Genomic DNA, 14,109 nt, shown 5'->3' on the forward strand with positions numbered 1-14,109 from the left:
TTTAATTCAGAGGGCGCTTACGAACCGCTCCCGGCGGCGCAGGTAGGACGAGGCCATTTCGCGCATGCGGGCGGCATCGAAGCTCGGTCCGTGGCCGCCATGGCCGATGCGGATCGGCAGGTCGAGCAGGCGCTGCATGGTGCGGCAATAGGCCGTGCGGTCCGAATCCGGCAGGTCGTCGATCAGCATGCCGTCATAGATGGCGTCGCCGGCGAAGAACAGGCCGTCGGTCTCGTCGAAAAGCGCGATCGAGTCCGGCGAGTGTCCAGGCAGATGCAGCACGCGGAATTTCCGGTCGCCGAGATCGACGATATCGCCCTCGTCGAGCGCGCGGGCCAGCGGGGCGGGAGGAATGCGATAGTCAGCCGCCTTCCAGTCCGGCGCCGGCAGCTTCGAGACGGCGCCGTCGAGATTGTGGAACATATACGCGTAGGTGACGGCATCATCCATGCTTTCGAATTGCGCAGCGCTCATCTTCGGCCCCATGCGCAGCGGGAACTCATGCAGCGAGCCGACATGGTCGAGATGGATGTGGGTGGCGACGACGATGAGCGGCTTGCCTGCCGGCGTGTCGATCTCGGACGCCAGGCGGCAAATACCCATGCCGGTGTCGACCAGCAGGTCCGCGTCGCGACCCTTCAAATGCCACATATTGGCGCGCACGAAATCATGCACGAAGGGCTCGGTCAGCATCGTCGTGCCGGCATCGACTTTCGCCGTGCCGAACCAGTCGCCCATCTCAAGCTCGCTCATCAGACGAACGGCTTCCCGACCTTGTATTTTTCCGGCACCAGCCGCTTCAGGTAGGCCATGCCGGCTTCCGAAAGCTGGTTCAAGTCCGGCTGCATGAAATCGTCGGGCATGTGGCGCGTCTTGCCGGCCACCGCCTTCAGCGGCACCTTCTTCAGCACGCTCTTCGACCCGTCATACTGGATCGCGACCGAGCCGCCGCCTTCCCCGGCGACGGCAACCGCGAAGGCGCCGGCGTCGAAGGCTTCCTTGGCGTCGACGGCGCTGATCGCGCCGATATAGCCGCGCGGCATGTAGCCCAGCGCATCGACTCGCGCGCGCTTGCCCGGCAGGCCTTCGGCCAGAGCGCGTTCGAGCGCCGCCGGCAGATCGCTGCCCGACAGTTTGACGTTGCCGTGCTGGTCGCGTTCGAGCTTTTCCGGCGGCACCAGGCTTTCGACCAGCGCCTTGCCGTCGGCGGTGCTGACGCCTTCCGAGACGGCGACGATGCAGCGCTTGTGACGATCGAGCTTTTCGCGCACTTCATCGATGAAGCGCTTTGCCGAGAAGGCGCGCTCGGGCACGTAGATCAAATGCGGGCCGCTGTCGGGATCGAGCTGCCAGGCGGCCGCGGCAGCTGTGAGAAAGCCGGCATGCCGGCCCATGACGATGCCGACATAAATGCCGGGCAGCGCACGGAAATCGAGATCGACCGACAGGAACGCGCCGGCGACGAATTCGGCGGCCGAGATGAAGCCCGGCGTATGGTCGTTCTCCTCGAGGTCGTTGTCGATGGTTTTCGGCGCGTGCACGAAGGCGATCGAGCCGCCGGCGGCATCGGTCAGGATCTGCTGGGTGCCCGAGGTGTCGTTGCCGCCGATATAGATGAAGGCGTCGGCGCCGGCCTTCTTCAAGCCGTTGAGGATGACCTCGCAATAGGCGGCGTCGGGCTTGTCGCGGGTGGAGCCGAGGGCCGCGCTCGGCGTGCCGGCAATCAGCCTGAGCCGATCCTCGGGGATGGCGGACAGGTCGACATAATTGCCGTCGCGAATGCCACGCACGCCGTGGATCGAGCCCAGCACCTTGGCGCCGGGATGACGCTTGCGGATTTCCAGCGTGGCGCCGACGACGGTCTGGTTGATGACGGCGGTCGGGCCACCGCCCTGCGCGATGACGAAGGTTTCAGCCATGCTTTTTCACTCCCGGATGAACGCTTTCAGGGCACCTTCGCCTGTCTTGCGGCATCGCGCAACGGAAGAAGCGGAAGCATGATCCTGAAAGTGGCGGCCGCACAGGCCGCCCGAAAAAGATCAGACCACGACGACCGGGTTCTTCTTGGAAACGCGGCTGTAGAGATCGATGATGTCCTGGTTGATCAGGCGCACGCAGCCCGACGACATCGCCTGGCCGATGCTCCACCATTCCGGTGAGCCATGGATGCGGTAACCCGTGTCACTGCCGTTCTGGTAGATGTAGAGCGCCCGGGCGCCGAGCGGGTTGGTGAGGCCGCCGGGCTGGCCGCCCTGCCATTTCACCAGCTCCGGCTTGCGCTGGATCATTTCCGGCGGCGGCGTCCACACCGGCCATTCCTTGCCATACTGGATGTTGGCGCGGCCGGACCAGCGGAAGCCGTCCTTGCCGATGCCGACGCCATAGCGGATAGCGTCGCCGCCCGGCTGGATCAGATAGAGCATGCGCTCTTCAAGATGGACGACGATGGTGCCGGGCGCCTCGCCGGTCTTGTCGACGACGATCTGGCGGCGGAACTGCGGCTTGACCTTCCGCCACGGCACCTCCGGCACCTGGAAACCGCCATCGTTGAGCGAGGCGTACATGACGTCGGGGCCGGTGATGTTCTTGTCGACGCTGATCGCCGGGCGCATGGGCGGCACGGAACCGGTGACGGTGTTGTCGAGCTGCATTTGCGGCAGGTCGAGCGTGTCGGTGGTGCTGCAGCCGGCCAGGCCGAGCAGCGCCATGGCGCCGGCGCCGGAAAGCACGGCGCGGCGGGAAAGCTGAATTTCAGTATCGATTGCGGCGCCGCTAGAAGGCGGCGTCAGACTTTGCGGCAACTCGCGCATGCACCAAACCCTACGCTGCCGGCGGGAAGCACGGTCCGGCCGGATAGCGGGTATTTTCGCCACTCATGGTTGAAAAAGGGTGAAAGACCGGAAGTCGGGCTTAACCCTAACGGATCGTTGCGGCGGCCGATGGACCTGCGACCCAGGCGCCGAAGATTTCTCCAACGGCCCCTTTACATTCCCGGCGACCCCAGGATTTATCCTTTTCTTTGCTCAAGGAGCAGGGAAATGTCCTTCGAAAACTGGGCCGCCTTCGCCGCCGCCTCGTCCATCCTTCTCGTCATTCCAGGCCCGACGATCCTGCTGGTCGTCTCCTACGCGCTGGGGCAAGGCTGGCGCACCGCGCTGCCGATGGCGGTGGGCGTGGCGCTGGGCGACTTCACCGCCATGACGCTGTCGATGCTCGGCATCGGCGCGCTGCTCGCGGCTTCGGCCACGGTGTTCACCGTGCTCAAGGTGATCGGCGCCGGCTATCTCATCTATCTCGGCATAAAACTGTTCCGCGCCGGCGGCGCGCTGAAGGCCGAGCCGCGCACCGACGCGGTCTCGGCGGCAAGGATGATGGCGCATGCCTGGCTGGTGACGGCGCTCAACCCGAAGAGCATCACCTTCTTCGTCGCCTTCCTGCCGCAGTTCCTCGACCGGCACGCCGACTTCTGGACGCAGATGCTGATCTTCGAGACGACCTTCCTGACCTTGGCTTTCGCCAACGCCTTCGGCTACGCGCTGGTTGCATCCAAGGCCCGCGCGATCGTGCGCAACCCGAAGGCGATCCGCATCTTCAATCGCACCGGCGGCACGCTGCTGGTCGGCGCCGGCGTCGCCACGGTGGCGATGCGCTCCAGCAGCTAGGCCTGGGGCAAAAGCGAGGCAGATCACGTCTCTGCGGTTGGCGGGTTGGTACGGGTTGCTCTAGGATCGGATCCCGACCGAAAAATCGTCGATAGCGAGGACGTAATGATGGAGGACGCATTCGGCCTGGCTTACTCGGGCGCGACTGAAGCCGGGTTCCCGTCCTATGCCCGCGCCGTGCATGAGCTGCAATGCTTCGTCGGCGACCCGGTCGCTACAATCGACCGCGCCATCGCCGACGATCCCAGCTTCGTGATGGCGCATGTGTTCAAAGGCTATCTGTTCGGCCTTGCCACGGAGCGGGAGGCGATGGCCGTCGTGCAATCCTGTCATGCGGCGGCGCAGCCGCTTGCCGGCACCACGCGCGAACAGGCACATGTCGCGGCGCTCGGCCATCTCGCCAATGGCCACTGGCATGAAGCCGCGCGCATCCTCGAGGACATCGCGATCGACACCCCGCACGACGCGCTGGCGCTGCAGGTGGGGCACCAGATCGACTTCTTCACCGGCAATGCGCGCATGCTGCGCGACCGCATCGGCCGGGCGCTGCCGGCCTGGCAAAAAGGCATGCCGGGCTACCACGCCATTCTCGGCATGCAGGCCTTCGGGCTGGAGGAGATGGGCGACTATGCCCGTGCCGAATCCTTCGGCCGGCAGGCTGTGGAGATCGAACCGCGCGATGGCTGGGCGCAGCATGCGGTCGCGCATGTCATGGAGATGCAAAGCCGACAACGAGACGGCATCGCCTGGATGCGCGCCGATCCCGACGCCTGGTCGAAGGACAGCTTCCTGCAGATCCACAATTGGTGGCACCTGGCGCTGTTCCATTACGATCTCGGCGAAACCGACGAGGTGCTCAAGCTCTATGACGGGCCGATCTATGGCGATCCCTCGACATTGGCGCTCAACATGGTCGATGCCTCGGCGATCCTGTGGCGCCTCACTCTGGGCGGCGTCGATGTCGGCGACCGCTGGGCGGCGCTCGCCGCCAACTGGATCCCGAAAGCCGCCGCCGGCAATTACGCCTTCAACGACGTGCATGCTATGATGGCCTTTGTCGGCGCCGGACTGGAGGCGCCGGCCAAGACGCTGCTCGAGGCGCAACGCGAAGCGATGCGCGGCAGCGACGACAACGCCGCATTCACGCGCGATGTCGGATATCCGCTGACGCTTGCGATCAAGGCCTTCGGCGAAGGCAATCACGACGAGGCAGTGCGCCTGATCCGGCCGATCCGCTCGATCGCGCATCGTTTCGGCGGCAGCCATGCGCAGCGCGACGTGATCGACCTGACGCTGATCGAGGCCGTTCTGCGCGCCGGCGATACGGCGCTCGCGCGGGCGTTGACCGCCGAGCGACAGCTGGCGCGGCCGGAAAGCCCGCTGTCGGCGCTGTTCATGCGGCGCGCCGCCGATTTGTCAGAGAATTGACCCGGGACGGATCTTGCCCTAAAAACTGGCCAAGCCAGATTTTTTCGAGATCCGAAAAAATTAACGGCATTGGGAGGAAATCATGTATCTCGGCCTCGACCTGGGCACATCGGGAGTCAAGGCGCTGCTGATCGACGGCGGCCAGAAGGTCATCGGCTCCGGCCACGGATCGCTCGATGTCTCGCGGCCGCATCCGGGCTGGTCGGAACAGGATCCGGCGCATTGGATCGAGGCCTGCGAGGCGGCGATTGCCGAACTCAAGACTTCGCATCCGAAAGAGCTGGCCGCGGTCAAGGGCATCGGCCTTTCCGGCCAGATGCATGGCGCCACCCTGCTCGATGCATCGGACAAGGTGCTGCGCCCCTGCATCCTGTGGAACGACACGCGCAGCCATGTCGAGGCGGCCGCGCTCGATGCCGATCCGCGCTTCCGCAAGCTCACCGGCAACATCGTTTTCCCGGGCTTCACCGCGCCGAAGCTTGCCTGGGTGAAGGAACACGAAGCCAAGATCTTTGCCGCCGTCGCCAAGGTGCTGCTGCCCAAGGATTATCTGCGGCTCTGGCTGACTGGCGAGCATATATCCGAAATGTCGGATTCGGCCGGCACCTCGTGGCTCGATGTCGGCAAGCGCAGCTGGTCGGCCGAATTGCTGGCGGCGACGTCGCTCGACGAAAAGCACATGCCCTCGCTGGTCGAAGGCACCGCCAAGGCCGGCGCCTTGCGCGGCGAACTGGCCGCAAAATGGGGCGTCGCGGCGGGCACCCCGGTTGCCGGCGGCGCCGGCGACAACGCGGCCTCGGCCTGCGGCATGGGCACGGTCGGCGCCGGTCACGCCTTCGTCTCGCTCGGGACGTCGGGCGTGCTGTTTGCGGCGAACGCCTCTTATTTGCCCAACCCGGAAAGCGCAGTGCACACTTTCTGCCATGCGCTGCCCAACACATGGCACCAGATGGGCGTCATCCTGTCGGCCACCGATTCGCTCAACTGGCTATCGGAAATCACCGGAAAGGGCGCCGGCGACCTGACGCGTGAACTCGGCGATGCGCTGAAGGCGCCGACGGGCGTCACCTTCCTGCCCTATCTTTCGGGCGAGCGCACGCCGCACAATGATTCCGCCATCCGCGGCTCCTTCACCGGGCTCGCGCATGAATCGAGTCGGGTGGTGCTGACGCAGGCGGTGCTCGAAGGCGTCGCCTTCGCTTTCCGCGACAGTCTCGAGGCCCTGAAGAAGGCCGGCACGGAGCTGACCCGGGTGACCGCGATCGGCGGCGGCTCGCGCTCGCGCTATTGGCTGAAGGCGATCGCCACCGCGTTGCAGGTGCCGGTCGATATTCCCGCCGACGGCGATTTCGGCGCCGCCTTCGGCGCGGCACGGCTGGGGTTGATCGCCGCGACGGGTGCTGATCCGTTGGCCGTGTGCACCGCGCCGGCAACGGATGCGACCATCGAGCCGGACGCAAGCCTGGGTGGCGCCTTCGCGGATGCCTACCAGCGCTATCGCGCGCTCTATCCGGCGATCCGGGCGGTAACTGCGTGAGTTTGCGCGAGGCACCTAGTAGTTGCATGGGTAGGCGCGAGGCACCCCCCTCTGCCCTGCCGGGCATCTCCCCCGCAAGGGGGGAGATCAGCAGCTTCAGCGCCACTGCACTTTTTTCAACGCTTGCGATTGGCGAAGGCCTGCGTGACAGCCAATCTCCCCCCTCGAGGGGGAGATGGCCGGCAGGCCAGAGAGGGGGGGCTCGCACCGCCCCTCCGAAATTAGCCTCACTGCGCCGGCACCTTATCCAAGAACCCGGTGACGCTCTTCAGGCGGCCATCCTCGATGACGCCGATGTCGGTGCCTTCGATGACGGACTCCGTGCCTTCGGGTCCCAGGTTCCACGAGAAACGGATGCGGTCGGCGAAACCGTCCGGCTCACCCTTCAGCGAGAAGCGGAAGCCGGCAAAGCGCTGCTGCACGCCGTCGATCAGTGCCGAGACGCCGGCGTGGCCGTCGCCCCGCATGACCGGGTCGCGATAGCTGACATCCTTGGTGAAGGCCGCGTCGAGCAGCGCCTTGCGGCGGGCCGCATCGCTCTCGTTCCAGGCGGCGATGTAGTTGCGGGCGATCGTGTTGAGGTCGGTCATGATCATCATCCTTCGTTGGACCGTTTCGACACGACGCTTTTCGCGCCCCACGGACGCCAAACCAATTACGCCCGAGGTAATCGGGCGAAACCATTTCGGAGAGGAAGGAAACCATGAGCAGCGGATTTTTCGGCGACATCAAGACAATCAAATATGAAGGGCCGGATTCGACCAATCCGCTGGCCTATCGCTTCTACAATCCGGACGAGGTCGTCGCCGGCAAGCGGCTGGAAGACCATCTGCGCTTCGCCGTCGCCTATTGGCATTCCTTCGCATGGCCGGGCGGCGACCCGTTTGGCGGCCAGACCTTCGACCGTCCCTGGTTCGCCAAGCCGGGCGGCGTCGACACGATGGAACTGGCCAAGCTCAAGGCCGACGTCGCCTTCGAAATGTTCTCGCTGCTGGGGGCGCCGTATTTCTGCTTCCACGACGCCGACGTGCGCCCGGAAGGCAAGGATTTTTCGGAGAGTGCGGCGCGCCTCGACGAGATCACCGACTATTTCGCAACCAAAATGAGCGAGACCGGCGTCAAGCTGCTATGGGGCACGGCAAACCTCTTCTCGCACCGCCGCTTCATGTCGGGCGCGGCCACCAATCCCGATCCGGATGTGTTCGCCTATGCGGCCGCGACGGTGAAGAGCTGCATCGACGCCACCAAGAAGCTCAAGGGCGAGAACTATGTGCTGTGGGGCGGCCGCGAGGGCTATGAGACGCTGCTCAACACCGACCTTGCCCGCGAGCAGGAGCAGGCCGGCCGCTTCCTCAATCTCGTCGTCGATTACAAGCACAAGATCGGTTTCAAGGGCACGATCCTGATCGAGCCGAAGCCGCAGGAGCCGACCAAGCACCAGTACGACTACGACGTCGCCACCGTCTATGGCTTCCTCAAGCGCTTCGGGCTGGAGAAGGAAGTAAAACTCAACATCGAGCAGGGCCACGCGATCCTGGCCGGCCATTCCTTCGAGCATGAGCTGGCTTTGGCGAATGCGCTCGGAATCTTCGGTTCGATCGACATGAACCGCAACGACTACCAGTCGGGCTGGGACACCGACCAGTTCCCCAACAACGTGCCGGAAATGGCGCTGGCCTATTACCAAGTGCTGCAGGCCGGCGGCTTCAAGACCGGCGGCACCAATTTCGACGCCAAGCTCAGGCGCCAGTCGCTCGACCCGGACGATCTCCTGATCGGCCATATCGGCGGCATGGATGCTTGCGCGCGCGGCCTCAAGGCGGCGGCCAAGATGATCGAGGACAAGGCGCTGTCCGGCCCGCTCGCCGAGCGCTATGCCGGCTGGAACACCGCCGAAGGCAAGGCGATCGTTTCGGGCGAGCGCACGCTGGAGGAGATCGCCGAGCGCGTGGTGAAGGAGAAGATCGAGCCGCAGCCGTGCTCCGGTCGGCAGGAACTGCTGGAGAATATCGTCAACCGCTACGTCTGATCGCTCAGGCGGAATGCCCGATGGTATTGCATTCGCGCGGGGCAGAACTTCACGACAAGGTTTTGCCCCGAGCCGCCCCTTAATCGCCCCGCTCTTGCCTTCAAACAGCCGTCACGGAACTCGTATAAACGTGGCTCTTGTGGCGGGTGAAGAAGAAGGAGGCGAACCGATATGCAGCATGAACGCGAAATCGACGCCCTGCTCTCGTCCGGCGAAACCGGATCGATCATCGACCGGCTGATGGCATTGCCTCGGCCTACGAACGACGTGAAGACCGAATGGGATCGCGCCGTCAGCAACCGCTTCGAAATCCGTCTTGCGAGACAGATGCGCTCGCAGATGGACAGCGCCAGTGAGCAGCAGGGCCACTTGAGCGAGCGGCAGACCGCCGCATAGCGAGCGGAAGGCCGCCGCCTTAGCGAGCGGAAGGCCGCCGCCTTAACCCTACCCCCGGCGAAGCCTGACCGGCGCCTCGCCGAACGCTCTCGAAAATGCCCTGGAAAATGCCGCGGCGGACGAAAAGCCTGTCCGCCCGGCAATATCGGCCATGGCAATGCGCGTGTCGACGACGAGACGGCGGGCGGCGCTGAGGCGCAGCCTCAGATAATAAGCGCCCGGCGTCTCGCCGATCGATTTGCGAAAAATGCTTTCCAGCGTTCTTGCCGTCACGCCGGCGCGCCTGGCCACGGCGTCGATGGTGAGCGGCTGGTCGACATGCGCTTCCATTAGGCGGATCGCCTGGGCAAGCCGCGGGTTGTAGCCGTCGAGCCGGCCGAGCGATACCAGCGGCTGCGCGTCGGTCGCGGCGCGGGCCTGGTCGTAGATGAAGACGCTCGCAACATCGAGCGCGGCGGCCATGCCGAGCCGGGTGCGGACCAGATGCAGCATCAGGTCGAAGGTCGGCGAGGCGCCGCCGGAGGTGAAGACCGGCCCGTCGATGACATAGCGGTCCGGCCGCACGTCGACGCCGGGAAAGGCGGTCGAAAACTCCTCCATATCCTCCCAATGCGTGGTGGCGCTGCGGCCCTCGAGCAGCCCGGCCCGCGCCACCAGCCAGGTGCCGGCCTCGACGCCGCCGCAGGCGCGGGCCGCCCGCGCCGCCCTGCGCAGGCCGGCAAGCAGCGCGGACGTGGCGTAATTCTGCGTGCCGAAGCCGGCGACGACGACCAGCATATCGGTCGGCTCGGCCGCGTCGAAGCGTCCGCTGACCGCCACAGGAAGACCGCAAGTCGTGACCGGCGCCTCGCCCGTGACCGAGACCAGCTTGAAATCGAACAGCGTCTCGCCGGAGATGCGATTGGCGGCGCGCAACGGATCGACCGCCGAGGCGACGCACATGATCGATGAACCCGAGAACACCAGGAACGTCACCTTGAGTGGCTCGGGTTCGGATCGAAAGATGGTCGGCTTTTCGCTTTTGATCATGAGACCTTCGTAAAACGCAAAACAGTTTCCGGCAAGTCGGGCATTCTTGATGAATTCCTGTGCATGCCGTGCCATTGTCGGCTCCCGCTTCTGGGTGGCATGCATGGCTGATCGAATCTGGGAGGATCAAGATGCCGCTTGCGATGAACCGCGAGGTCTTCATTACCTGTGCCGTGACCGGTTCCGGCGGCACGCAGGACCGCAGCCCGCACGTGCCGCGCTCGCCCAAGCAGATCGCCGATTCGGCGATCGACGCGGCCAAGGCTGGTGCCGCGATCGTCCATTGCCATGTGCGCGACCCCGAGACCGGCAAGCCCAGGCGCGACGTGCATCTCTACCGCGAGGTGACGGATCGCATCCGCGAGGCCAATGTCGACGTGGTGCTGAACCTCACCGCCGGCATGGGCGGCGACATGGTGTTCGGCTCGCCGGAAGCGCCGCTGCCGCTCAACGAGAAGGGCACCGACATGGGCGGCGCCACCAATCGCATGGAACATGTGCGCCAGTGCCTGCCGGAGATCTGCACGCTGGACTGCGGCACGATGAATTTCGCCGAGGCCGACTACGTCATGACCAACACGCCCGGCATGCTGCGCGCCATGGGCGGCATGATGACGGCGCTGGGCGTGAAGCCGGAGATCGAGGCCTTCGATACCGGGCATCTGTGGTTCGCCAAGCAGTTGGTCGAGGAAAAAGTCCTCAACCCGGATGCGCTGGTGCAACTGTGCATGGGCGTCCCGTGGGGTGCGCCCGACGACCTCAACACCTTCATGGCGATGGTCAACAACGTGCCCTCGACCTGGAATTGGTCGGCCTTCTCGATCGGCCGCAGCCAGATGGCCTATGCGGCGGCGGCGGTGCTCGCCGGCGGCAATGTCCGCGTCGGCTTGGAAGACAATCTGTGGCTCGACAAGGGCGTTCTGGCGACCAACGCGCAGCTCGTCGAGCGCGCGGCGAGCATCGTCACCAATCTCGGCGCGCGCGTGCTCGGGCCTGAGGAAGTGCGCAAGAAGCTCAATCTCACCAAGCGGGCACCGATCGCGGCCGCGGCGTAAGGCGGGCGTTGGTCATGACTGATACCGTCAAATTCACCGCGATGAAGGACGGCGACAAGGAAGACTACGAATTCCTGACCGCCCATGAGATCGACTATGCCGCCAAGACCGGCGACCGGCTGCTCGACGCGCTCGTGCAGCTCGACGAAGGGCTTTCCGGCTACAAGATCACCCGGCTCGGCCATTCGCTGCAGGCCGCGACGCGGGCCTGGCAGGACGGCGCCGACACCGACTGGATCGTCTCAGCGCTGCTGCACGACATCGGCGACATCTACGCGCCCTACAACCACGACGAATATGCGGCTGCGATCCTGAAGCCCTTCGTGCGCGAGCAATGCACCTGGGTGGTGGAAAAGCACGGCGATTTCCAGCGCCTCTATTACGCGCATCATCTGGGCGGCAACCCGCATGCCCGCGACCGCTTCGCCGGACACCTCTATTTCGACGACTGCGACCAGTTCTGCGAGCGCTGGGACCAGTCAAGCTTCGACCCCGACTACGAGACGCTGCCGGTCGAGTTCTTCCGGCCCTTCGTGCTCGAAGTGTTCGCCCGCAAGGCCTACGACCCGGCGGTGATCCGCGCCGGCGAGCGCGTGGCCCTCACCAACCCCGATATAGCCAAGACGAGAACCGGAGCCTGACAAGCATGAGCATCATCAACAAGGCGGCCGCCATTGGCGGCGGTGTCATCGGCGCCGGCTGGGTGGCGCGGCTGCTCTTGAACGGCATCGACGTGTCGATCTTCGACCCCGATCCGGAAGCGTCGCGTAAAGTGGGCGAAGTGATGAAGGGCGCGCGCCGCGCCTACAAGCAGATGCTGCCCGGCGGCCTGCCCAAGGAAGGCAAGCTCACCTTCGCCAAGACGATCGCCGAGGCGGTGGTCGACGCCGACTTTGTCCAGGAAAGCGTGCCGGAGCGGCTCGACCTCAAGCACAAGGTGCTGGCCGAGATCGACGCGCATGCGCCGGCCAATGCCATTGTCGGCTCGTCCACCTCCGGCATCAAGCCGACCGACATGCAGGTGGCGATGAAGAAGCACCCGGAGCGGCTGGTCGTCGGCCATCCGTTCAACCCGGTCTATCTGTTGCCGCTGGTCGAGATCGTCGGCGGCGAGCAGACGTTCCCCGAGGCGATCGAAGTGGCCAAGGAGCTCTACGCCTCGATCGGCATGAAGCCGGTGGTGGTGCGCAAGGAGATCGAGGCCTTTGTCGGCGACCGCCTGCTTGAAGCCGCCTGGCGCGAGGCGCTTTGGCTGGTCAAGGACGGCATCTGCACCGTCGAGGAACTCGACGACATCATGCGCTATTCCTTCGGCCTGCGCTGGGCGCAGATGGGCATGTTCCAAGTATACCGGGTCGCCGGCGGCGAGGCCGGCATGCGCCACTTCATGGCGCAGTTCGGACCTTGCCTGAAATGGCCGTGGACCAAGCTGATGGACGTGCCGGAGTTCAACGACGAGCTTGTCGACCTGATCGCCACGCAGTCGGACGAGCAGGCGCACGGCCTGTCGATCCGCGAGCTGGAGAAGATCCGCGACGACAACCTAGTCGCAATCATGGAAGCGCTGTCGAAGCAGAACAAGGGCAAGGGCTGGGGCGCCGGCGCGCTGCACAAGGATTATACAAAGCAGCTCGCCAAGCTGGCGACGAAGAATACCCCAGCCGAGGCCATCGCAAAGGCCAAGGCGACAAAGCCGGCGAAGAAAGCCGTGAAGCCGGCAAAGGCTGAAAAGCCGGCAAAAGCCGGGAAGCCCGCGAACGCCGACAAGGCGAAGAAGAGCAAGAAGAAGGGCTGAGGCGATGCAATTCGGTCTTTCGGAAGAACAGAAGCTCATCGTCGAGACGACACGCGCCTTCGTCGAGAACGAGCTTTATCCGCATGAGCGCGAGGTGGAGCGCACCGGCGTGCTGCGCCGCGAGCTGATCGACGAATTGAAGGCCAAGGCGATCGGGGCCGGGCTCTACGCCGCCAACATGCCGGCCGATGTCGGCGGCGCCGGCCTCGATACGGTGAGCTGGCTGCTCTACGAGAAGGAGCTTGGCCGCGCCAATTACGCGCTGCACTGGACCTGCGTGGCGCGGCCTTCCAACATCCTGCTCGCCGGCACGCCGGAGCAGCGCGAAAAGTACCTCTTCCCCTGCATCCGCGGCGAGAAATGGGATTGTCTCGCGATGACCGAGCCGGGCGCCGGCTCCGACCTGCGCGGGATGAAGGCGACCGCCGTGCAGGACGGCTCGCACTGGGTGCTCAACGGCACCAAGCATTTCATCTCGCATGCCGACATCGCCGACTTCGCCATCGTCTTCATGGCCTCGGGCGAAGAGGATTCGCCGCGCGGCAAGCGCAAGAAGATCACCGCCTTCTTCGTCGACAAGGGCACCAAGGGTTTTTCGGTGCGCGACGGCTACCGCAATGTCTCGCATCGCGGCTACACCAATTCGATCCTCGAATTCGACGATTGCCGGCTGCCGGCATCCCAGGTGCTCGGCGAGGTGCACAAGGGTTTCGACGTCGCGAATTCCTGGCTGGGGGCCACGCGCCTGCAGGTCGGCGCAACCTGCCTCGGCCGCGCCGAGCGCGCGCTGTCGCACGCCATCGAATATGCCGCGCAGCGCCAGCAGTTCGGCCAGCAGATTGGCAAGTTCCAGGGCGTCTCCTTCAAGCTCGCCGACATGGCGACGGAGCTCAAGGCCGCCGACCTGATGGTCTTCGAAGCCGGCTGGAAGTACGATCAGGGCACCGTCACCGACCAGGACATGGCGATGGCCAAGCTGAAGGCCACCGAGATGCTGGCCTTTGTCGCCGACGAAGCCATCCAGATCCATGGCGGCATGGGTCTGATGGACGACCTGCCGCTGGAGCGCATCTGGCGCGATGCCCGCGTCGAGCGCATCTGGGAAGGCACGTCGGAGATTCAGCGACATATTATTTCGCGGGCGCTGCTGCGTCCGTTCGGAGCTTAGAGCATGATTA

General features: G+C 64.9%; 14 protein-coding genes. 9 read left to right on the forward strand and 5 right to left on the reverse strand.

Translation table 11 applies throughout. The annotated features are described in order from the left end of the window. Nucleotides 1–6 precede the first annotated feature (6 nt). From FJ417_RS22445 to FJ417_RS22455, 3 genes are all read right to left on the reverse strand, one after another. Complete coding sequence (locus FJ417_RS22445) at nt 7–738, reverse strand: MBL fold metallo-hydrolase (protein WP_140784985.1); 732 nt, start codon at nt 736–738, stop codon at nt 7–9. Nucleotides 739–752: 14 nt separating this feature from the next. After that, nucleotides 753–1,919: a diphosphate--fructose-6-phosphate 1-phosphotransferase gene (locus tag FJ417_RS22450; RefSeq protein ID WP_140784954.1), complete on the reverse strand. Its 1,167-nt coding sequence runs from the start codon at nt 1,917–1,919 to the stop codon at nt 753–755. Nucleotides 1,920–2,039: 120 nt separating this feature from the next. Continuing rightward, the gene (locus FJ417_RS22455) at nt 2,040–2,708 is read right to left on the reverse strand and encodes a L,D-transpeptidase (protein ID WP_246687519.1); all 669 of its coding nucleotides are present in this window, start codon (nt 2,706–2,708) and stop codon (nt 2,040–2,042) included. A gap of 330 nt (nt 2,709–3,038) precedes the next feature. On the opposite strand from FJ417_RS22455, the gene FJ417_RS22460 reads away from it, so the two are divergent. The 3 genes from FJ417_RS22460 to xylB all read left to right on the forward strand — a co-directional run bounded on the left by FJ417_RS22460 (nt 3,039) and on the right by xylB (nt 6,627). Continuing rightward, nucleotides 3,039–3,662 (forward strand): LysE family translocator, encoded by a 624-nt coding sequence (locus FJ417_RS22460; protein ID WP_140784956.1) that lies wholly within the window; start codon nt 3,039–3,041, stop codon nt 3,660–3,662. 108 nt (nt 3,663–3,770) lie between these two features. Continuing rightward, nucleotides 3,771–5,090, forward strand: coding sequence for a tetratricopeptide repeat protein (locus FJ417_RS22465; RefSeq protein WP_181183278.1), 1,320 nt, complete (start codon nt 3,771–3,773; stop codon nt 5,088–5,090). An 82-nt stretch (nt 5,091–5,172) separates the two neighbouring features. After that, on the forward strand, nt 5,173–6,627 hold the full coding sequence (xylB, locus tag FJ417_RS22470) for a xylulokinase (RefSeq protein WP_140784958.1): 1,455 nt from the start codon (nt 5,173–5,175) through the stop codon (nt 6,625–6,627). Between the two features lie 227 nt (nt 6,628–6,854). Here the strand turns inward: xylB and FJ417_RS22480 are convergent, their stop codons facing one another. Then, nucleotides 6,855–7,217 (reverse strand): nuclear transport factor 2 family protein, encoded by a 363-nt coding sequence (locus FJ417_RS22480; RefSeq protein WP_140784959.1) that lies wholly within the window; start codon nt 7,215–7,217, stop codon nt 6,855–6,857. A 113-nt stretch (nt 7,218–7,330) separates the two neighbouring features. Here FJ417_RS22480 and xylA point away from each other — a divergent pair, with 113 nt between their 5' ends. Further along, the gene (xylA, locus tag FJ417_RS22485) at nt 7,331–8,656 is read left to right on the forward strand and encodes a xylose isomerase (RefSeq protein WP_140784960.1); all 1,326 of its coding nucleotides are present in this window, start codon (nt 7,331–7,333) and stop codon (nt 8,654–8,656) included. 171 nt (nt 8,657–8,827) lie between these two features. Beyond that, nucleotides 8,828–9,052 (forward strand): hypothetical protein, encoded by a 225-nt coding sequence (locus FJ417_RS22490; protein WP_140659952.1) that lies wholly within the window; start codon nt 8,828–8,830, stop codon nt 9,050–9,052. Nucleotides 9,053–9,100: 48 nt separating this feature from the next. Here the strand turns inward: FJ417_RS22490 and FJ417_RS22495 are convergent, their stop codons facing one another. Then, nucleotides 9,101–10,081, reverse strand: a complete 981-nt coding sequence (locus tag FJ417_RS22495; protein WP_140784961.1) for a GlxA family transcriptional regulator — start codon at nt 10,079–10,081, stop codon at nt 9,101–9,103. Nucleotides 10,082–10,212: 131 nt separating this feature from the next. Between FJ417_RS22495 and FJ417_RS22500 the strand changes: the two genes are divergently transcribed. The 4 genes from FJ417_RS22500 to FJ417_RS22515 are packed head-to-tail and all read left to right on the forward strand — an operon-like array spanning nt 10,213 to nt 14,099. Beyond that, nucleotides 10,213–11,136, forward strand: a complete 924-nt coding sequence (locus FJ417_RS22500) for a 3-keto-5-aminohexanoate cleavage protein (protein ID WP_140784962.1) — start codon at nt 10,213–10,215, stop codon at nt 11,134–11,136. 14 nt (nt 11,137–11,150) lie between these two features. Next, nucleotides 11,151–11,777, forward strand: coding sequence for an HD domain-containing protein (locus FJ417_RS22505; protein ID WP_140784963.1), 627 nt, complete (start codon nt 11,151–11,153; stop codon nt 11,775–11,777). A 5-nt stretch (nt 11,778–11,782) separates the two neighbouring features. Next, entirely contained in the window at nt 11,783–12,931 is a 1,149-nt protein-coding gene (locus FJ417_RS22510) for a carnitine 3-dehydrogenase (RefSeq protein WP_246687517.1), read from the forward strand. A gap of 4 nt (nt 12,932–12,935) precedes the next feature. Beyond that, on the forward strand, nt 12,936–14,099 hold the full coding sequence (locus FJ417_RS22515; RefSeq protein WP_140784964.1) for an acyl-CoA dehydrogenase: 1,164 nt from the start codon (nt 12,936–12,938) through the stop codon (nt 14,097–14,099). The last annotated feature ends 10 nt before the right edge of the window (nt 14,100–14,109 follow it).

Source organism: Mesorhizobium sp. B3-1-7, from assembly GCF_006439385.1.
In the GTDB taxonomy this organism is placed as follows: Bacteria; Pseudomonadota; Alphaproteobacteria; order Rhizobiales; family Rhizobiaceae; genus Mesorhizobium.

Bases quoted from the DNA above. Each gene is read 5' to 3' on its own strand.
- FJ417_RS22450 (WP_140784954.1), bottom strand. From the start codon at position 1,919: ATGGCTGAAACCTTCGTCATCGCGCAGGGCGGTGGCCCGACCGCCGTC.
- FJ417_RS22510 (WP_246687517.1), top strand. From the start codon at position 11,783: ATGAGCATCATCAACAAGGCGGCCGCCATTGGCGGCGGTGTCATCGGC.
- FJ417_RS22455 (WP_246687519.1), bottom strand. From the start codon at position 2,708: ATGGCGCTGCTCGGCCTGGCCGGCTGCAGCACCACCGACACGCTCGAC.
- FJ417_RS22480 (WP_140784959.1), bottom strand. From the start codon at position 7,217: ATGACCGACCTCAACACGATCGCCCGCAACTACATCGCCGCCTGGAAC.
- FJ417_RS22505 (WP_140784963.1), top strand. From the start codon at position 11,151: ATGACTGATACCGTCAAATTCACCGCGATGAAGGACGGCGACAAGGAA.
- FJ417_RS22495 (WP_140784961.1), bottom strand. From the start codon at position 10,081: ATGATCAAAAGCGAAAAGCCGACCATCTTTCGATCCGAACCCGAGCCA.
- FJ417_RS22465 (WP_181183278.1), top strand. From the start codon at position 3,771: ATGGAGGACGCATTCGGCCTGGCTTACTCGGGCGCGACTGAAGCCGGG.
- FJ417_RS22500 (WP_140784962.1), top strand. From the start codon at position 10,213: ATGCCGCTTGCGATGAACCGCGAGGTCTTCATTACCTGTGCCGTGACC.
- xylB (WP_140784958.1), top strand. From the start codon at position 5,173: ATGTATCTCGGCCTCGACCTGGGCACATCGGGAGTCAAGGCGCTGCTG.
- FJ417_RS22490 (WP_140659952.1), top strand. From the start codon at position 8,828: ATGCAGCATGAACGCGAAATCGACGCCCTGCTCTCGTCCGGCGAAACC.
- FJ417_RS22460 (WP_140784956.1), top strand. From the start codon at position 3,039: ATGTCCTTCGAAAACTGGGCCGCCTTCGCCGCCGCCTCGTCCATCCTT.
- FJ417_RS22445 (WP_140784985.1), bottom strand. From the start codon at position 738: ATGGGCGACTGGTTCGGCACGGCGAAAGTCGATGCCGGCACGACGATG.
- xylA (WP_140784960.1), top strand. From the start codon at position 7,331: ATGAGCAGCGGATTTTTCGGCGACATCAAGACAATCAAATATGAAGGG.
- FJ417_RS22515 (WP_140784964.1), top strand. From the start codon at position 12,936: ATGCAATTCGGTCTTTCGGAAGAACAGAAGCTCATCGTCGAGACGACA.